Source organism: Nocardia nova NBRC 15556 (genome assembly GCF_001613005.1).
GTDB lineage: Bacteria > Actinomycetota > Actinomycetes > Mycobacteriales > Mycobacteriaceae > Nocardia > Nocardia nova.
In genome coordinates this window covers 1-18,595 of record NZ_BDBN01000131.1, presented here as the reverse complement: position 1 = coordinate 18,595, position 18,595 = coordinate 1, and the positions used below count along the sequence as shown (strand labels likewise).

Sequence of the window (18,595 nt, the reverse complement as noted above, 5' to 3'; positions counted from 1 at the left end):
GGCCGCGGCCGCCGGCTACGGCGAGGTCGACCAGCTGGGCATGGTGAACGTGGCCGTGCAGATCGAAACACTGTCCGCCCATCCCGTCGTGCGTCGCGGGATCGAGGCCCGCGGTGTGGTGCTGTCGGGACTGTTCTTCGATATCGCCACCGCTCGCGTGCTCGCGATCACGCCCGACGGTATCGCCGATATCGACGACCTCCGGCACCCGGTGCCGGCGCCGGTTTCCTGAAAGGAGCATTCCCAGTTTTGGCAATTCCCCGGGTGGAAAACGTGCGCTGAGCGGGCGCACAGTGGTGCCGGTGCAGGTCACAGCTCCTGGGCGTGGGGGCCGTCACATCGAATTCGGAACGTGTGCGAGGCTAAATATCCTTTTCTAAGGCTTTGCTTAGTCTTTACTATTAGGGTTGCCCTCGCTTCCGGCTCACTGCTGGACAACGGAGTCTCGCAGCTGAATTCGATGCCTGGAGAACATGTTCGACCGACCGGACCGCCGCGGCGGCTCCGGTGAAGGAGCAATATGTCCACCGACACCGTCGCTACGTCCAGACCCTCGGCCCCGCCGGGCCCCAGCTGGTCGGACCGGATGAACTCGGTCCTTCGACACGATCTGCCCGCTTCCGTCGTCGTCTTTCTCGTCGCTCTGCCGCTCTCGATCGGCATCGCGGTCGCCACCGGCGCTCCGGTCGCGGCCGGACTCATCGCCGCCGCCGTCGGCGGCATCGTGGTGGGAACTCTGGGGGGCTCCGTCCTGCAGGTCAGCGGCCCGGCCGCTGGACTGACCGTGGTCATGGCCGAGACCATCAATCAATTCGGCTGGAAGACAACCTGTTTCATCACCGTCGGCGCCGGCCTGCTGCAGATCGTGTTCGGCCTGAGCCGGATCGCGCGCGCCGCGCTCGCCATCGCACCGGTCGTCGTCCACGCCATGCTCGCCGGCATCGGCATCACGATCGCCTTGCAGCAGGTTCATGTCCTGCTCGGCGGATCGTCGCAGAGCTCGGCGTGGGAGAACGTCACCGAATTACCGAATCAGCTGCTGCACCTCAGCGGTATCGACGTCGTGATCGGCGGTCTGGTCATCGCGGTCATGCTCGGCTGGCGCTACGTGCCGGCCAAGATCCGGGTGGTGCCCGGACCGCTGGTGGCGATCGTGGTCGCCACCGCGCTGTCGCTGGTGCTGCCCGGAGACCCCGCCCGCATCACGATGAGCGGTTCGCTGTTCGACGCCATCGGCCTGCCGAACATGCCCAGCGGAGACTGGAGCGGCGTCGCACTGGCGGTGCTGACCGTGGCCCTGATCGCCAGCGTGGAGAGCCTGTTGTCGGCGGTCGCGGTCGACAAGATGCACACCGGCCCGCGGACCAACTTCGACCGTGAGCTCATGGCCCAGGGCGCGGCCAACGTGACCTCGGGCATGATCGGCGGCCTGCCGGTCACCGGCGTGATCGTGCGCAGTGCGACCAATGTGACCGCCGGCGCGCGCAGCCGGGCCTCGGCGCTGCTGCACGGCGTCTGGGTGCTGCTGTTCTCGATCGCCCTGGTGGGTGTCGTCGAGCAGATCCCGAAATCGGCCCTGGCCGGACTGCTGGTGATGATCGGTATCCAGCTGGTGAAGCTCGCGCACATCAAGATCGCGCACCGCACCGGTGAACTGGTGATCTACGCGGTAACCATCGCCGCGGTGGTGTTCTTGAACCTGCTCGAGGGTGTGCTGATCGGCCTGGTCGTCGCCTTCGCCCTGCTGTTGTGGCGCGTGGTGCGCGTCTCGGTCGAGGCCGCTCCGGTCGAGGGAACCGACCGGTGGCTGGTGAGCGTGGACGGCACCTGCACCTTCCTGGCCCTGCCGAAGCTGACCGGGCAGCTGGCCAAGGTGCCCGCCGGCGCCGACGTCCTGGTGGAGCTGACGGTCGACTTCCTCGACCACGCCGCCTACGACGCCATCCACTCCTGGGCGCAGCAGCACGAAAGTACCGGCGGCACCGTGGAATTCGTCGAGATCGGAACGGTGCGGATGGCCGATGCCGCAGAGCGCCCGCCGCGGCGCGCCCGGGCCCGCGGGCTGCTCGACGACGTCCTGGGACCGTGGCGTTCCGAGGGTGGCAATCCGGTCGCCGCCGGTGTCGCCGCCTACCATCGCAGCCACGCGCACGTGATGCGGCCGCATCTGGACGAACTGCGCGACGGGCAGGACCCGGATTCCTTCTTCCTCACCTGCTCGGACTCGCGGATCGTGCCGAATGTGATCACCAACAGCGGCCCGGGTGACCTGTTCACCGTCCGCAATATCGGCAATCTGATCCCGGCGCGCGGCACCGACGTGTCGGTGGACGCCGCGCTCGGCTTCGCGCTGCACAACCTGTCGGTGCGCAACGTCGTGGTGTGCGGACATTCCGGCTGCGGTGCGATGAACGCTCTGCTGTCCGACCGGTCCGCGGGCCCCGATATCGACGATTGGCTGGCCCACGGCGCCGCGGCCCTGCAGCGCTACCGAGCCGGCCATCCGGTGGCGGCGGCCGCGGCGGCCGCCGGGTACGGCCCGGCCGACCAGCTGAGCATGGTCAACGTCGCGGTCCAGCTCGAGACGCTGCGGGAGCATCCGGTCGTCGCCCGGGCCGTCGAGGAGCGCGGTGTTGCGCTTTCGGGACTGTTCTTCGATATCGGAACCGCACGGGTCCTCGAGGTCACCACCACCGGCATCGCCGAGATCACCGATGCCGAGCGACCCGGAATACCCGCCCGGGATCGGACCCACGCCTGATCCGGGCGCGGGGTGCGCGAGTTCGGCAGCCCGACAGCCGAACTCGCGCACCCGTCCGGCGCGCCTGAGCGTCGCCGTCGCCCGCGCCGATACGCTGAGCGGCGCACCCCGAAACCCGCGGCCGACGCCTCGATCCGAGCGCGGCGGACATGCCATGGTGGAGGTGGTGCATTCGGTGAATCGACGTGGATCGGAGTCGGAGGGAAATGGTTGCGCAGTCGGTGGAGTCCGGGGTGCCCGCCCAGGTGGCCGGCATCAAACTCACCGAGCCCGCGTGGCTGTCGGAACGGATCGCCGATATGGGAATCTCCTGGGGCACAGGCAATTCCCGCGTGTCGGGCACGCTGTGGTGGTGTATGGCCGCCTCGGCGCTGGTCGATCCGATCACCGAGGCGTATGCGAGCGGCGCACCGGCGCCCGACCCCACGCTGGAACGGCTGCGCTGCGAGATCCGGCCCGACGGTGGCATCGAGCGGATCGTGCCCGACGCCGTGAGCGAGTCCGAAGCGGTCGGCGCGGCGCTGGGGGAGTCGCTGCGGCGCGTCATCCCGGTGGTGGCACGGGTGACCGGCGCCGGTCCGGCGGCGCTGTGGGCGATCGTCGCCGATGCGATCGGTAACCGGGCCATCGACGCGGGCGACCCCGAGGCGGGTGCGCGGCTGGCCGCCCAGGTCGGCGAACGGTTGCCCGCGCCGCGATTCACCGATGTCGAATCGCGCACGTTCGTGCGGCGGATCTCCTGCTGCCTGGTCTACGAGGTGCCCGGCTGCGGTATGTGCACCAGCTGTCCGAAAAGGCCCGCCGCCGAGCGCGAGCGGCTGCTCACCGAGCTGGCCCGGCGCGGATGAGCGGGTCGCGGCCGGTTCGCGGGCGGTCCATCGGCGCGCGACCGGTACTGTCCCGATAGCATTGGTCGCGCCGGTGACTTTTCTGTTCGTCGACCGGCCTGGACCGAGAATGCCGACATATTCAAGGAGAGCGCAGCCGTGACCACCTCAGCCCGCACAACCCTCGCCGCCCTCGTCCGGGTGCCGGCCGGGACGACGGCGGGCGCCGCGGTGCGCGAAGCGGGCCTGCCCACCAAGGGCCCCGACACCGTCGTCGTCGTGCGTGACGGCGAGGGCAACCTCAAGGATCTGTCCTGGGTGCCGGAGACCGACGTCGAGGTCGAGGCAGTGACCGCCGGCTCCGAGGACGGCCGCAGCGTCATCCGCCATTCGGCCGCCCACGTGCTGGCCCAGGCGGTGCAGCAGGAGTTCCCCGAGGCCAAGCTCGGCATCGGCCCGCCGATCAAGGACGGCTTCTACTACGACTTCCAGGTCGAGCGGCCGTTCACCCCGGAGGATCTGGCCAAGCTCGAATCCCGGATGAAGAAGATCGTCAAAGGCGCGCAACGGTTTTCGCGCCGGGTGGTCGAGGTCGACGAGGCTCGGGTGGAATTGGCCAAGGAGCCGTTCAAACTGGAGCTGATCGGCGACAAGTCGGGAATCGACGACCCGGAGATCATGGAGGTCGGCGGTAACGAGCTGACCATCTACGACAATCTCGACCCGCGCACCGGCGAGAAGGTGTGGGGCGACCTGTGCCGCGGCCCGCACATCCCGACCACCAAGTTCATTCCCGCGTTCAAGCTGACCCGCTCCTCGGCGGCCTACTGGCGTGGTGACCAGAACCGCGAGGATCTGCAGCGCATCTACGGCACCGCATGGGAGTCGCCGGAGGCGCTGGAGAACCATCTGCGCATCCTGGAAGAGGCCGAGAAGCGCGATCACCGCAAACTCGGCCTGGAACTGGATCTGTTCTCCTTCCCGGACGAACTGGGTTCAGGCCTGCCGGTGTTCCATCCCAAGGGCGGCATCATCCGCAAGGAACTCGAGGACTATTCCCGGCGCCGCCACATCGCCGCGGGCTACGAATTCGTCAACACCCCGCATATCACCAAGGGGCATCTGTTCGAGGTCTCCGGACACCTCGACTGGTACCGCGAGGGCATGTTCCCGGCGATGCACCTCGACGCCGAGTACAACGACGACGGCACCGTGCGCAAGCCCGGCCAGGATTATTACGTCAAGCCGATGAACTGCCCGATGCACAATCTGATCTTCCGCTCGCGCGGCCGGTCGTATCGGGAGCTGCCGCTACGGCTGTTCGAATTCGGGTCGGTGTATCGCTACGAGAAGTCCGGTGTCGTCCACGGGCTGACCCGGGTGCGCGGCATGACCCAGGACGACGCGCACATCTACTGCACCAAAGAGCAGATGCACGCCGAGCTGACCTCGACCCTGCAGTTCGTGCTGAGCCTGCTGCGTGACTACGGTCTCGACGATTTCTACCTGGAATTGTCGACGAAGGATCCGCAGAAGTTCGTGGGCTCGGACGAGTTGTGGGAGGAGGCCACCGACACGCTGCGCAAGGTCGCCACCGATTCGGGTCTGGACCTGGTCCCGGATCCGGGCGGCGCCGCGTTCTACGGCCCGAAGATCTCCGTGCAGGCCAAGGACGCGCTGGGCCGTACCTGGCAGATGTCGACCATTCAGCTCGATTTCAACCTGCCCGAGCGCTTCGGCCTCGAATACACCGCCTCCGACGGCACCAAGCAGCGTCCGGTGATGATCCACCGCGCCCTGTTCGGGTCCATCGAGCGATTCTTCGGCGTGCTCACCGAGCATTACGCGGGCGCCTTCCCGGCCTGGCTGGCGCCCGTGCAGGTGGTCGGCATCCCGGTCGCCGACGCGTTCGCCGAACACCTCGACTCCGTGGTGGAGGAACTGCGCGCGCACGGTGTGCGGGCCGAGGTCGACCGCAGCGACGACCGGATGCAGAAGAAGATCTTCAACCACACCGCGCAGAAGGTGCCGTTCATGCTGCTGGCCGGCGAGCGCGATGTGAACGCCGGTGCGGTGAGCTTCCGATTCCGCGACGGCACGCTGGTCAACGGCGTGCCGGTCGCCGATGCGGTGGCGACCGTCGTCGACTGGATCTCGCGGCGCGACAACGCCTCGCCGAGCGCGGAAGGATTCGAGGTCCGGACCGGTGGGGCGTGAGTGAGGGCATGGTGGAAGAGGCTGTGACGCAACAGGATCCGGGTCGGATCGTCGACACGGGAGCGGGGGACCCGGACCGGTTGCAGCGATTGTGGACCCCCTACCGGATGTCCTACATCACCGGCGCGGTCGCGGCCGATCGCGACACCCGGAGCGCGCCGGCCGAGGCCGACGCGCCCGCCGGTGCCGAGGAGAAGACCTCGGCCGGGCTGAAGCATCCGTTCACCGAGATCCCGAAGATGTCGGACGAGGACGGGCTGGTCATCGCGCGCGGTGAATGGGTGTTCGCGGTGCTCAACCTCTACCCGTACAACCCCGGCCACATGATGGTGGTGCCCTACCGGCGGGTGGCCGACCTCGAGGATCTCACCCCCGAGGAGAGCGCCGAACTGATGGCGTTCACCCAGCGGGCGATCCGGGTGATGAAGAAGGTGTCGCGGCCCGAGGGATTCAACGTCGGGCTGAATCTCGGCGGGGTGGCCGGTGGCTCGCTGGCCGACCACCTGCACCAGCACATCGTTCCCCGCTGGGGTGGGGACGCCAATTTCATCACCGTCGTCGGCGGGGTGAAGGTGATGCCGCAGTTGCTGCGGGAGACGCGGGCCCTGCTGGCCGGGGCGTGGCACGAGGCGAAGGAAGTCGAGTAGCGTGCTGAGCTTCTTCGGTCGGGAGACGTTCGCCAAGGCGACCGCGCCGCTGGGACGGGCGCTGGTGAGCACCGGGCTCACGCCCGACGCGATGACGCTGATCGGCACCACCGCCTCGATCGTCGCCGCGGTGACGCTGTTTCCGACCGATCACCTGTTCTGGGGAACGATGGTGATCTGGCTCTTCGTCATGTTCGACATGCTCGACGGGGCGATGGCCCGCGCCCGCGGCGGCGGCACGAAATACGGTGCGGTCCTCGACGCCACCTGCGACCGCGTCGCCGACGGCGCCATCTTCGGTGCGCTCGCGTGGTGGTCGGTGTATCACGAGCACAGCAAGCATCTGTTCGTGGCGACGCTGGTGGTCCTGGTGACCTCGCAGGTGATCTCCTATGCCAAGGCGCGCGCGGAGGCGAGCGGGCTGTCGGCCGACGGCGGGATCATCGAACGTCCCGACCGTCTGGTGATCGTGCTGGTCGGGGCCGGCCTCACCGGCATCGGTGGCTATTTCGACGTCGAATGGCTCACCTATGCGGTGTATGTCGCGATGTACATCCTGGCGGTGCTGAGCATCGTCACCGTCTTCCAACGAGTCCTGGAGGTACGGAATTCGGCCGGGGCCCGCGACGTGATCGCGCCGGTGACCAAGGCCGACTCCGATTCGGCGAAATGAAGGTGGTACGGGCGTGACGCAGATGAGGGCGGCGCTGACCGACGGGGCCTATGCGGCCGGGTGGCGACTGGTGCGGGGGCTGCCGGAGCGCACCGCGCGTCGCTGGTTCGACTTCGGTGGTGATTGGGCGGCCCGGCGTGCGAACCGTGCCGCTCATCGCGGCCGGGGGCCGAATCAGTTGCGCCGCAATCTCGCCCGGGTGCTGGGTGTCGACCCGCTCGAGGTACCCGACGAGTTGATCCACGCGTCGATGCGCTCGTATGCCCGGTACTGGCGCGAGGCGTTCCGGCTGCCGACCCTCGACCATGCGGCACTGGCGGATTCGCCGCTGATGCCGTTTCCGGAGGGCTTGGAACATCTCGACGAGGCACTGGCGCAGGGGCGCGGCGTGATCTTCGTGCTGCCGCATTCGGGAAACTGGGATATGGCCGGGGTGTGGCTGGTGCAGCACTACGGCAGCTTCGCCACGGTCACCGAACGGCTGCGACCGGAATCGCTGTTCGAGCGCTTCGTGGCCTACCGGGAGAGCCTGGGGTTCGAGGTGTTCCCGCTGACCGGCGGGGAGCAGCCGCCGTTCCGGCAGCTCGCGCAACGGTTGCGCGACAACAAGGTGGTCTGCCTGATGGGCGAGCGCGATCTCACCGGCAAGGGCGTGCCGGTGGAGTTCTTCGGCGAACGCACCTGGATGCCGGCGGGCGCGGCGAAATTGGCCATCGAGACCGGCGCCGTGCTGATGCCGGTGCACGCCTGGTTCACGGTGGATGAGCAGGGCCGTGAGGGATGGGGGCTGAAAACCGAAGCGCCGCTGGATGTTTCGGAGGGTATCGCGGCGGCCACGCAGCAGCTGGCGAATCGCTTCGCGGCCAATATCGCCGAACACCCCGCCGACTGGCATATGTTGCAACCGCTGTGGGAGGGGGACCTGTCCCCCCAGCGCCTGGAGCGGATCGCGGCCGCGCAGGCCGTGCGCGGCGGTGAGCGGCCCGCCGGAGACGCGGTGTCATGAGAATCGGCATGGTCTGCCCGTACTCGTTCGACGTGCCGGGCGGAGTGCAGTCACATGTCGTGGAGCTGGCGCAGGTGCTGATCGAGCGCGGCCACAAGGTGAGTGTGCTGGCCCCGGCCTCCGACGACACCGAACTGCCGGAATTCGTCGTCTCGGCCGGGAAGGCGGTGGCGATTCCGTACAACGGTTCGGTGGCGCGGCTGTCGTTCGGGCCGACCGCCTACACCCGGCTGCGGCGCTGGATCGCCGACAGCGACTTCGAGGTCCTGCACGTCCACGAACCCAACGCCCCGAGCATCTCGATGCTGGCGCTGAAGGTGGCCGAGGGACCCATCGTGGCCACCTTCCACACCTCCACCACGAGGTCGCTGGTGCTGGCGACCTTCCAGGGCGTACTGCGGCCGTATCACGAGAAGATCAGCGGGCGAATCGCGGTCTCCGAGCTGGCGCGGCGCTGGCAGGTGGAGGCGCTGGGCAGCGACGCGGTCGAGATCCCGAACGGGGTCGACGTGCCGGCGTTCGCGAATGCGCCACTGCTGCAAGGGTATCCGCGCGCGGGCGGGACGGTGCTGTTCCTCGGTCGCTACGACGAGCCGCGCAAGGGGATGGCCGTGCTGCTGGGCGCACTGCCCACACTGGTGGCCCGGCATCCGGACGTGGAAATTCTGATCGTCGGCCGCGGGGACGAGGAACGCCTGCGCCGGGAGGCGGGCGAACACGCCGGACATCTGCGCTTTCTCGGTCAGGTCTCGGATGCGGAGAAGGCGTCGGCGATGCGCAGTGCCGATGTGTACTGCGCGCCGAACCTGGGCGGGGAGAGTTTCGGCATCGTGCTGGTGGAGGCGATGGCCGCCGGAACCGCCGTGGTCGCCAGCGAATTGGACGCCTTCCGCCGGGTGTTGCGCGACGGGACCGCGGGTGTGCTGGTGCCGGTAGGTGACTCCGCGGCGCTGGCCGAGGCGATCGACGGGCTGCTCACCGACCGCGCCCGCCGCGAGGATCTGGTGCGCACCGCGGACCAGGTTGTCGGCGAATACGATTGGCCGGTCGTGGCCGAACAGATTCTGCGGGTGTACGAGACGGTCACCGTCGGCGACGCCCGGGTGAGGACCGCTGGATGATCACCTTCTCCGCGACGACCATCCTGGTCCTCGCGCTGATCGCGGCGGTGATCATCGCCATCGGAGTGTGGGCCTACTCCACCGCCAACCGGCTCGACCGGCTGCACGTGCGCTCTGACCAGGCCCGCGACGCCCTGGAGTCCGCCTTGGCGCGACGCGCGGTGGTGGCCCGCACGGTCGCGATCTCGATGGCCGGGCCGATCTCGGAGTCCACGGCGGCGGAGCAGTCCAAACGGCTGATCGCATTGGCCGACCGCGCCGAACGCGCCGACTGGAACGATCGCGAAACCACGGAGAATCAGCTAGCGGCCGCACTCTCCGCGGTCGACATCACCTCGTTGCGTCCGCAGCTGGTGGCCGAACTCGCCGACGCCGAGGCGCGGGTACTGATCGCGCGCCGCTTCCACAACGACGCCGTACGCGACACGCTGGCGCTGCGTACCCGGCGCCCGGTGCGGTTGCTGCACCTGGGCGGTACCGCGCCGCTGCCCACGTATTTCGAGATCGCGGAGCGCGTCACCCCGGCGGCGACCACCGGACTCGAGGTCGACACCGTGCGCACCTCGGCCCGGGTGGTGCTGCTCGACGACGAGGATCGCGTGCTGTTGATGCGCGGCCACGACCCCCAGACTCCCGATTCGCCGTTCTGGTTCACCGTCGGCGGCGGCATCGAACCGGGGGAGACGCTGCGCACCGCGGCGGTGCGCGAGGTCTGGGAGGAAACGGGCCTGGCGCTGGACTCCACGCTGCTGCGCGGCCCGATCTGGCGGCGGGTCGCGGTCTTCCCGTTCAACGGGGAGCTGATCCGCTCCGAGGAACTGTTCTTCGTCGCCCGGGTGCGCTGGTTCGACCCGAAGCCCGCGGATCCGAGCGTCTGGGAACGTCGCTGCGTCACCGCCTACCGCTGGTGCCTGCCGCCGGATATCGCCGAACTCGACCGGATCGGCGAAACGGTGTACCCGTACCACCTGGACAACCTGCTGGCCGAGGCGCTCGCCGCCGCCGGTTCCGAGATCGAGCCGGAGGTCCGGTCGATCCGCTGAGCCGCGGCGATTATTCGGGCCGCCTCATGCCGCGGCGTATCCGGTGAACGCGTCCGCGAGCACGACAACCATCCGGCCGCCCATCGCTTCCACCGTCGAGCGCAATCTGGGATCACCACTGGGCGGCAGCGACATCGACCATGCGGTCGAACCGTCGCCGGCGTCGATCGCGTGCACGGTGGCGCCGTCCGCGAGAACGAGGTGCCAACCGTCGGTGAGGCCGTCGCGCACCGTGTTCGCGAGCCGCGCCGGCTGCTGCCACACCTGGTGTCCGTCGGCGAGATCGAGGCCGATCAGCGCCGTCCCGTCGAGCGATCGGACGATCACCGTGTGATCCACTACTCCTTCGACCGCGCCCTGACGACCGGTGTGCTCGTCGAGGCCGATCTGTGGATTCGTCCACAGCACTCGCCCTGTCGTTCGGTCGTAGGCACTCTCGCCGGTGAGGATCGGCGGCGACGCGGTCGCGGTCGGATACCACTCGAGCAGGAAACTGGGGTTGCGGACCTCGGTGATCGAGTGGCCGTTGCGATCGAGAAGTGTGACTCGTCCCGCGCTCCAGCCGCGATCGATCACCTGCGTGGCGATGATCCCGCCGTCGAATACGGCGCCGACGGGCCCGGTGAACAGCGGGTCGCCGGTGCGCAGATCGTAGACGCGAACGCTGCCGTCGTGACCGTCCCGGAAGTAGTCCGGCGCATCGAGTCTCGGCCTGACCGCGTCTCCGGGAACCGGGGTCGGATACGTTCGGCGCCAGCTCGCCTCGATGTCGGAAACGGTTCCCCGGGTGACGACGGCGGTCATCCGGTCGGCGGTGCGGCCGGCGACGGAAACCACGCCGTCGCGCACCGCCACGTCCGTCACCTCGAAGTCCGTCGAGCGGTCCGTGGCTATCGCGCCGGTGGCGGCGTCGACGATCAGCACTCGGTGGGTGCCGCGGCAGGTCAGCTGGCCGTCGAAGACGCGCTCGTTACAGCTGAGGAGTTCGCCGGCGTCGATCGTCCACCGCACCGCGCCGGTGTCCGGGTCGATGCCGTACAGCCGCACCGGTCCGGCTTTCGGTGCGGTGCCCGGCCCGGGCTCGCCGGGTACCGCGGTGGCCGCGACGATCATCGGCCCGGCGTCCATCGGCGAACCGTAGCCGTTGTAGTTGTCCAGGCTGTGCGGAAGTGCCAGCAGGACCGCGCCGGGCTCGTGCGACAGATCGGCAGCGCGTAACGTCCATCGCGGCACCGGGGCGGAGTCGAGCCGGCCGGAAATCCGGAACCGGCCACCGGCCGCGGGACCCGCCGGCGGCTGCTCCGGTGATCGGTTCACCCAGACGACCGCTGCGACTCCCGCCACCACGGCCACGATCAGCACCGCGATCCAGATCCGGCGCGTGCCTCGACCGGTGAGCCAGTGTGCGGCCGCGTTCATCCGGCGGTCTCCTTCATCCGTCCAGCCGGCTCACGCACCGGCCCCACTGTGCGAAAGAGGCAAGGTATCAGCCTCTTTCGAGGTAGGCGACCGAGGACGTCCCAGCGCCGGTAATGCCGTAGCTCGAAAGCCCCTTCTCGTCGACGATCCCCGTCGTGGTCGGAGAAACTGTCACCGGCGGGCTTCGGTCGGCGACGAGGACGTGCTGCCGCGTTCGGTGTGGATGACAACGCGCCGGAACGCCCGGAGGCCGGTGTCAGCGCGGCGCGATCGCACGGTTGCGAAGCGGTCACTCGGTCAGTGGTGGCCCGAGAGTTCCGTGGCGGATGCCAGTTCCTGGAGAGGAATGGTTGTGTCGGACCAGGTTTCGGGACCGTGGGTCGTTCGGGCGGCGATGAGGCTTCGGGCGGTGCGCAGGTCGGCGGGACGGCCCACGGCCGCCGCGGCGACCAGTCGACCCGCCCGCAGGGACAGTGCGACGAACTGCCCGGGGGTGTCGGTGGTGCGGACCACGACGTAGTCCTCGGTGTGCGGTCGCCCTGCGAATTGGATCGTGACGCCGTACTGCGTGGTCCAGCCCCAGGTGACCTCTTGCGCGGGGAGGGGTTGTCCGAGAACGGATTTCGCCACGGCGATCCCCTGTGACTGTGCACTGTTCCACTGTTCGGTGCGCCGGTGGACCCCGAATTCCGGATCGTAGACGGCGGCGGCGTCACCGGCGGCGAAGATATTCGGCGCCGAGGTCGTATAGGACTCGTCGACGAGGATCCCGTCCCCGACGGCAAGTCCGGCCTGACGGGCCACCTCGGTCTCCGGTTCCGCGCCGATCGCGACGAGCACCGCGGCAGCGGTCCACTGACGTCCGTCGACAGCGGTGGCCCGGATATCGCCGTCGTCACCGTCGATCCGGTCCAGTACGACCGCGTCGTGAATGTCGACGCCCTTGCCGGCGTGCAGGTTTCGGCAGTGCACGCCGATCGCCGCCGGGGCCACCCGCTCCAGCGGAGCGTCACCCGCGTGCACGATCGTCACCGCCGCCCCGAGTCCACGCGCCGTCGAGGCGGCCTCGCAGCCGACCAGGCCGCCGCCCACCACGAGCAGCGATCCACCGGTCACCACGGCCGCGCGCAACGCCTCGACATCCGCCGCGGTGCGCAGCGTGTAGGCGCCCGATTCGGGGCCGGGCAGTTCTCGGGCGCGCGCGCCCGTGGCGAGCACCAGGGCGTCGTAGCCGAGGGTTTCGCCGGTGCCCAGATGTAGCCGGTCGCGGTCGACGTCGATGCCCGCGACCGGGGTCCCCGGGCGCACCTCGATGCCGAGTTCGCGCCACGATTCCGCGGATTCGAGCAGGAGCCGGCGTTCGTTCGCGGTACCGGCGAGCAATTCCTTGGAGACCATCGGGCGGCGGTAGGGCAGCCGGTCCTCCGCGCCGAGCAGCACGATCTCACCGGTGTAGCCCTCGGTGCGCAGAGTGCGGGCGGCGGTGGCGCCCGCGACCCCCGCACCCACGACGACGATGCGTCCGGTCATGCGCGACTGACCTCGACCATCTCGAAATCCGCCTTGGCCGCACCGCAGTCGGGGCAGGACCAGTCCTCGGGAATGTCGTCCCAGCGGGTGCCCGGCGCGATGCCGTCTTCGGGCCAGCCGAGCGCCTCGTCGTATTCGAATCCGCATTGCAGGCAACGGAACAGCTTGTAGTCGCTCATATCAGGCGCCTTTCGTGAGGGTCGGATCGTGGCTCGCGAGATCGAAATCGACCTTCTCCCGCACGCCGCAGTCGGGGCAGCACCAGTCGTCGGGTATCGCCGACCACGCGGTGCCGGGCGGAAAGCCCTCGCGAGGTGCGCCCTCGCTTTCGTCGTACACGTAATCGCAGACGGGGCAACGGAATCGGGACATCAGGCGACCCCGTACTTCGCGAAGACCCGATCGCGCTTGCGGGGCTGGATGTTGACGCGGGTGATGTCACCGCCGTAGTGCGCGAGCACCCGCTTGTCCATCACGCGGCGCCACACCGGCGGGAAATAGGCGACGGTGATCATGCTGGCGTAGCCGCTGGGCAGATTCGGCGCGCCGTCCATACTGCGCAAGGTCTGATAGCGCCGGGTGGGGTTGGCGTGATGGTCGCTGTGGCGCTGCAGGTGGTAGAGGAAGATATTGGTGACGATGTGGTCGGAGTTCCAGCTGTGCTCCGGCGTGCAGCGTTCGTAGCGTCCGGCCGCTGTGCGCTGCCGCAGCAGGCCGTAGTGCTCGAGATAGTTGACCGTCTCCAGCAGCGAGAAGCCGTACACCGCCTGCAGCACCAGGAACGGCAGCACTCCGGGGCCGAAGATCGCGGCCAGCGCGCCCCACAGCACCACCGACATCAGCCAGGCGTTGAGCACGTCGTTGTGAATCGTCCACGGCCGCTTGCCCATCCGCTGCAGGCGCGTCTTCTCGAGCGACCAGGACGAGCGCAGGCTGCCCCACACACTGCGCGGCAGGAAGGTCCAGAACGATTCGCCGAACCGGGAACTGGCCGGATCCTCCGGTGTCGCCACCCGTACGTGGTGGCCGCGGTTGTGCTCGATGTAGAAGTGGCCGTAGAACGTCTGCGCCAGCGTGATCTTCGACAGCCAGCGCTCCAATTCGTCCTTCTTGTGGCCGAGTTCGTGCGCGGTGTTGATGCCGACACCGCCCATGGTGCCGATGCTGAAGGCCAGGCCGATCTTCGACACCAGGCTCAGCCCGCCGTCGACACCCAGCCAGGACAGATCGGCAGCACTCCACAGATAGCAGGCGAACACCAGGCTGAGCAGCTGGAACGGGATATAGGCGTAGACGCACCAGCGGTAGTAGCGGTCGTTTTCGAGCTGTTCCATCACCTCGTCGGGCGGATTCTGCCCGTCGGGCCCGAAGAAGCGATCCAGGATCGGCAGCAGGACGTACACCAGTAGCGGACCGATCCACCACCACACCGGCGCCGCGTGGTGCCAGCCCAGCTGGTTGAACAGCCACACCAGGCCGGTGGCGAGCAGGACCGCGGTCGGCGGGACGAGGCCGAACAGCCAGAGATGGCGTTTGCGGTCGCGCCACTGCGGCGGCGCGGTCGGGGCCGGATCGCCGATTCGGGATGTGGTCACGGAGTTCTCCTCACGAACGGTACGCGGACTGCGCGCCGGAACGGTGCGCCCGGCGTACGGGCTGCGTGGACGAGGTCGGGGCCGGAGCGCGGCCCGTTCACCTCGGCGTATTTACACTTTCTGAAGAAGTGTTCTCATTGAATACAGATGTAGTGAGATTGTCAATAGTCGAACAGTTTCGTGGACCGTGTACGATCATGGACGTGGCTACCGCGCCGAACTTCCAGTCCGATATGCGCCGACTTCTGCGCGAGCGCGTCATCGAGACCGCTCGTGGCCTGGTCTGTACCGAGGGCTGGGGCGCGGTGAACATGTCGCGGGTGGCCAAGGAGGTCGGTGTCAGCCGGCCGGTGCTGTACAAGGAGATCGGCACCAAACAGGACCTCGCCGATGTGGTGATCGCGAACGAGGTGGACGTCTTCCTGGTCGGGATCGCCGAGAAACTGGCGGCCCACCCGGACGATGTGATCGCCGGCCTGCTCGCGGCCGTGGAGTTCACCCTGCGCAGCGGCGCGGACAATATGCTGCTGAAGGCGGTGCTGTCGGGCCGCTCGGCGCCGGATACCGCACTGCTGCCGGCGCTGATGACCGAACCGGAACCGGTGCTCGGCCGGGCGATCGCCGCGGTGACCGCGACGGTTCGCGCGCAATACGAACTGGCGTCGGTGGGCGACGAGGAACTGGGATCGGTCGCCGAAACCGTTGTGCGCCTCGCCCTCAGTCATCTCTTTCAGCCCACGGGGCCGGTCGAACGGGCGCTGGAGCAGATCCGGGTCGTCGCCGTCGGACTGTTCGAGCCACTGCTGTCCGAGGCGTGACGATTCGAGCCTGACGATTCGGCGGTGGGAGACGTTGGCTGTCAACACATTTCGTCGGAAATCCGCCGATCTCGCCGATACCCGGCCGTTGCCGCTGTGTGGCAGGTCACCATCGGTTAGGGTCGAAACCGGTTTGCCGCACACCGAATCCGGCGAACCGGTGTGTGGAGGTGAGGTACCGAATGCATATGTCCTATCTGCTGTACGACTTCCTGCTGCCGTATATCGGCGAGCAGGCCGCGACGTACTGGGCGCAGCTGTTCGTCGTCGACCCGATCTGACGAACAGGTGGCGCCGGCCTGCGGTTACGGTCGTCCGGCGCCACGGGTACCCGCTCTCGGCGCGCCCGTAGCGACGCCGTAGCGGCCGCCTGCCGGGCGTGTGATTCCGGCCGGGGGCCGCGGACCAGTCCAGTGCTCTCGGACTGGCTATCTAGTGGCCTGATCGGGGCGCCTAGAATCGTGGAGGTTCGCATCGCAGCGATGCCTTCTCGAACGAATCCCCGATAATCAGGAGTTTGCCCGTGACAACGCCCGACACCACCTCGACGACCGGCACCGCCCGCGTGAAGCGCGGCATGGCCGAGATGCTCAAGGGCGGGGTGATCATGGACGTCGTCACCGCCGATCAGGCCAAGATCGCCGAGGATGCCGGCGCGGTCGCGGTGATGGCGCTCGAGCGGGTTCCCGCCGACATCCGCGCCCAGGGCGGTGTCGCGCGGATGAGCGACCCGGACCTGATCGACGGCATCGTCAACGCCGTCTCCATCCCGGTCATGGCCAAGGCGCGCATCGGCCACTTCGTCGAGGCGCAGATCCTGCAGAGCCTCGGCGTCGACTACATCGACGAGTCGGAGGTGCTGACACCGGCCGACTACGCCAACCACATCGACAAGTGGCAGTTCACCGTGCCGTTCGTCTGTGGCGCCACCAATCTGGGCGAGGCGCTGCGCCGCATCACCGAAGGCGCGGCCATGATCCGCTCCAAGGGTGAGGCCGGCACCGGCGACGTATCCAACGCGACCACCCACATGCGCAAGATCCGGGCCGAGATCCGCCACCTGCAGTCGCTGCCCGAGGACGAGCTGTTCGTGGCCGCCAAGGAACTGCAGGCGCCCTACGAGCTGGTCTGTGAGATCGCCGAGACCGGCAAGCTGCCCGTGGTGCTGTTCACCGCCGGTGGTATCGCCACCCCCGCCGACGCCGCGATGATGATGCAGCTGGGCGCCGAGGGCGTCTTCGTCGGCTCCGGCATCTTCAAGTCCGGCAACCCGGCCGAGCGTGCCGCCGCCATCGTCAAGGCCACCACCTTCTACGACGACCCCGATGTGCTCGCGAAGGTGTCGCGCGGCCTCGGTGAGGCCATGGTCGGCATCAACGTCGAGGAGATTCCGGAGCCGCACCGCCTCGCCGAGCGCGGCTGGTAATTCGGTCGGAAGACTTTCCGAGACAACGGCTTTCGCCGGGTCGTCCGGTACGGACGGCCCGGCTTCGTCGTACAGGCGTGATCGCGCCGCAACCCGGAGACCGTCCCGGAGTGTGCGGTCGGCGCCTCACCTGTCCTGCGCGATCGCCCCGATCCGATCCCGCGCCGCGAACTTCGCGATCGCGGCGGCCGTGACCGGGGTGAAGAAGTTGACCAGGTTGCCGTCCGGGTCGCGGACCAGCAACGACCGGTTGCCCCACGGCATCGTCGTGGGTTCGGCGACGATCTCGGTGCCGGCACCGGACAGCTCGCGATGGACGCGGTCCACATCGGCGACGAGGAATTCGGTGATCACACTGCGGTTGGCGCCCGGAGCGGCGGAATCCGGTGCGAACAGGGCCACCGTGCGCGTGCTCGCGATCGCGAGGGTGGCGGTGGCGGTCTCGAGCTCGGCGAAATCCTCGGTCGCCCATTGCGCCCGGACGCCGGTCGCGCGCTCGTAGAACGCGACCAGACGCGCGACGTCGCCGGTGATGATGCGGATGGAGACGAAATCCATGACTGTTTCCTTGCTGTTGAGAGGCGTTTTCCGCAGCGTAGGAGAAATAGTGGACACAATCGGTCCGGTATCGGAACTAGAGTTGTCCGCATGGCTCGACCCACCGGCCGCGTGCTGATCCTGCTGGAACTCCTGCAGTCCGGCGGTACCCGCACGGTGGCCGAGCTCGCCGACTGGCTGGGCGTCGAGGGACGCACCGTCCGGCGTTATGTGGACCATCTGATCGACCTCGACATTCCGGTGGAGTCCGTGCGCGGCCGCTACGGCGGCTATCGCCTCGCCGCCGGATACCGGCTGCCGCCACTCATGTTCAGCGACGACGAGGCCCTGGCCGTGCTACTCGGTCTGCTCGCCGGCCGCCGGAACGGCTGGGCCCCAACGGATGTCACCGCGAGCGAGACGGCCGCCGCCAAGATTCGTCGCGTCCTGCCCGCGTCCCTGACCCGGCGATTGGACACACTGCTGGAATCGTTCGACGTCACCGAGCAGCCGGACGCAGCGGCCCCGGCACAGGCCGCGGTTCTGCTCGCGATCGCCGATGCGGTACGCCACCGCCGGCCCGTCACCATCCGCTATACCGATCGGCACGGCCGCGGAAGCGAACGCGTCCTGCATGCCTACGGCCTCGTCGCTCACGCCGGGCGGTGGTACGTGACGGGCACGGATCCCCGGCTCGGCGAAGACCGCACCTTCCGCCTGGATCGCGTCACCGATGTGCGAACGCTGCCCGGCTCGTTCGACCCACCCGCCGGATTCGACGCCGCACAGCATCTCGTGTCCGGCTTCGCCGCCGCCGACTACCGATACGACATCGGCCTGCGGATCTTCGGCACCACCGAGCAGATCCGCGCCCATCTGCCCGCGACCGTCGCGACCGTGGCCCCCGCCGACGACGAGGAGGCGCCGCAACGCTGGTGGCGCGTCGACGTGCGGGCCGAGCGCCTCGAGTGGCTG

At 68.5% G+C, this 18,595-nt stretch carries 17 protein-coding genes and 1 pseudogene; 12 read left to right on the top strand and 6 right to left on the bottom strand.

What is annotated here, in order from left to right; genetic code table 11:
- The 9 genes and pseudogenes from NN2_RS33645 to NN2_RS33605 form a co-directional block, all read left to right on the top strand.
- Positions 1-232: pseudogene (locus tag NN2_RS33645) on the top strand (carbonic anhydrase); the annotation flags it as partial.
- A gap of 288 nt (positions 233-520) precedes the next feature.
- Positions 521-2,761, top strand: coding sequence for a SulP family inorganic anion transporter (locus NN2_RS33640; RefSeq protein WP_063019129.1), 2,241 nt, complete (start codon positions 521-523; stop codon positions 2,759-2,761).
- 206 nt (positions 2,762-2,967) lie between these two features.
- On the top strand, positions 2,968-3,609 hold the full coding sequence (locus NN2_RS33635) for a (2Fe-2S)-binding protein (protein ID WP_063019127.1): 642 nt from the start codon (positions 2,968-2,970) through the stop codon (positions 3,607-3,609).
- Positions 3,610-3,747: 138 nt separating this feature from the next.
- Entirely contained in the window at positions 3,748-5,805 is a 2,058-nt protein-coding gene (gene thrS, locus NN2_RS33630; protein WP_063019125.1) for a threonine--tRNA ligase, read from the top strand.
- A gap of 8 nt (positions 5,806-5,813) precedes the next feature.
- Entirely contained in the window at positions 5,814-6,452 is a 639-nt protein-coding gene (locus tag NN2_RS33625; RefSeq protein ID WP_063019123.1) for an ATP adenylyltransferase, read from the top strand.
- 1 nt (position 6,453) lies between these two features.
- Positions 6,454-7,125, top strand: a complete 672-nt coding sequence (pgsA, locus tag NN2_RS33620) for a phosphatidylinositol phosphate synthase (RefSeq protein WP_063019121.1) — start codon at positions 6,454-6,456, stop codon at positions 7,123-7,125.
- 22 nt (positions 7,126-7,147) lie between these two features.
- Positions 7,148-8,131 (top strand): phosphatidylinositol mannoside acyltransferase, encoded by a 984-nt coding sequence (locus NN2_RS33615; protein WP_063019134.1) that lies wholly within the window; start codon positions 7,148-7,150, stop codon positions 8,129-8,131.
- Complete coding sequence (locus NN2_RS33610) at positions 8,128-9,252, top strand: glycosyltransferase family 4 protein (protein ID WP_063019119.1); 1,125 nt, start codon at positions 8,128-8,130, stop codon at positions 9,250-9,252. The genes NN2_RS33615 and NN2_RS33610 overlap by 4 nt, the downstream gene beginning before the upstream one ends.
- Positions 9,252-10,295, top strand: a complete 1,044-nt coding sequence (locus NN2_RS33605) for an NUDIX hydrolase (RefSeq protein ID WP_063019132.1) — start codon at positions 9,252-9,254, stop codon at positions 10,293-10,295. Before NN2_RS33610 ends, NN2_RS33605 begins: the two co-directional genes overlap by 1 nt.
- A 24-nt stretch (positions 10,296-10,319) precedes the next feature.
- Here NN2_RS33605 and NN2_RS33600 read toward each other — a convergent pair whose 3' ends face one another.
- The 5 genes from NN2_RS33600 to NN2_RS33580 form a co-directional block, all read right to left on the bottom strand.
- Positions 10,320-11,714, bottom strand: a complete 1,395-nt coding sequence (locus NN2_RS33600; protein WP_063019117.1) for an outer membrane protein assembly factor BamB family protein — start codon at positions 11,712-11,714, stop codon at positions 10,320-10,322.
- A gap of 297 nt (positions 11,715-12,011) precedes the next feature.
- Positions 12,012-13,244: an NAD(P)/FAD-dependent oxidoreductase gene (locus NN2_RS33595; protein WP_063019115.1), complete on the bottom strand. Its 1,233-nt coding sequence runs from the start codon at positions 13,242-13,244 to the stop codon at positions 12,012-12,014.
- Positions 13,241-13,423, bottom strand: a complete 183-nt coding sequence (locus tag NN2_RS33590) for a rubredoxin (protein ID WP_063019113.1) — start codon at positions 13,421-13,423, stop codon at positions 13,241-13,243. The genes NN2_RS33595 and NN2_RS33590 overlap by 4 nt, the downstream gene beginning before the upstream one ends.
- A 1-nt stretch (position 13,424) precedes the next feature.
- The gene (locus NN2_RS33585; RefSeq protein ID WP_063019111.1) at positions 13,425-13,616 is read right to left on the bottom strand and encodes a rubredoxin; all 192 of its coding nucleotides are present in this window, start codon (positions 13,614-13,616) and stop codon (positions 13,425-13,427) included.
- Positions 13,616-14,839 (bottom strand): alkane 1-monooxygenase, encoded by a 1,224-nt coding sequence (locus NN2_RS33580; protein ID WP_063019109.1) that lies wholly within the window; start codon positions 14,837-14,839, stop codon positions 13,616-13,618. The genes NN2_RS33585 and NN2_RS33580 overlap by 1 nt, the downstream gene beginning before the upstream one ends.
- Before the next feature lie 203 nt (positions 14,840-15,042).
- On the opposite strand from NN2_RS33580, the gene NN2_RS33575 reads away from it, so the two are divergent.
- Together NN2_RS33575 and pdxS are read left to right on the top strand one after the other, a co-directional pair.
- Positions 15,043-15,657: a TetR/AcrR family transcriptional regulator gene (locus NN2_RS33575; RefSeq protein ID WP_063910945.1), complete on the top strand. Its 615-nt coding sequence runs from the start codon at positions 15,043-15,045 to the stop codon at positions 15,655-15,657.
- A 523-nt stretch (positions 15,658-16,180) separates the two neighbouring features.
- The gene (gene pdxS / locus NN2_RS33570; protein WP_063019107.1) at positions 16,181-17,083 is read left to right on the top strand and encodes a pyridoxal 5'-phosphate synthase lyase subunit PdxS; all 903 of its coding nucleotides are present in this window, start codon (positions 16,181-16,183) and stop codon (positions 17,081-17,083) included.
- Positions 17,084-17,209: 126 nt separating this feature from the next.
- Here pdxS and NN2_RS33565 read toward each other — a convergent pair whose 3' ends face one another.
- Positions 17,210-17,641 (bottom strand): VOC family protein, encoded by a 432-nt coding sequence (locus tag NN2_RS33565; protein WP_063019105.1) that lies wholly within the window; start codon positions 17,639-17,641, stop codon positions 17,210-17,212.
- A 90-nt stretch (positions 17,642-17,731) separates the two neighbouring features.
- On the opposite strand from NN2_RS33565, the gene NN2_RS33560 reads away from it, so the two are divergent.
- Positions 17,732-18,595, top strand: an 864-nt coding sequence (locus NN2_RS33560; RefSeq protein ID WP_063019103.1) for a helix-turn-helix transcriptional regulator, incomplete at its 3' end; no start/stop codon positions are given.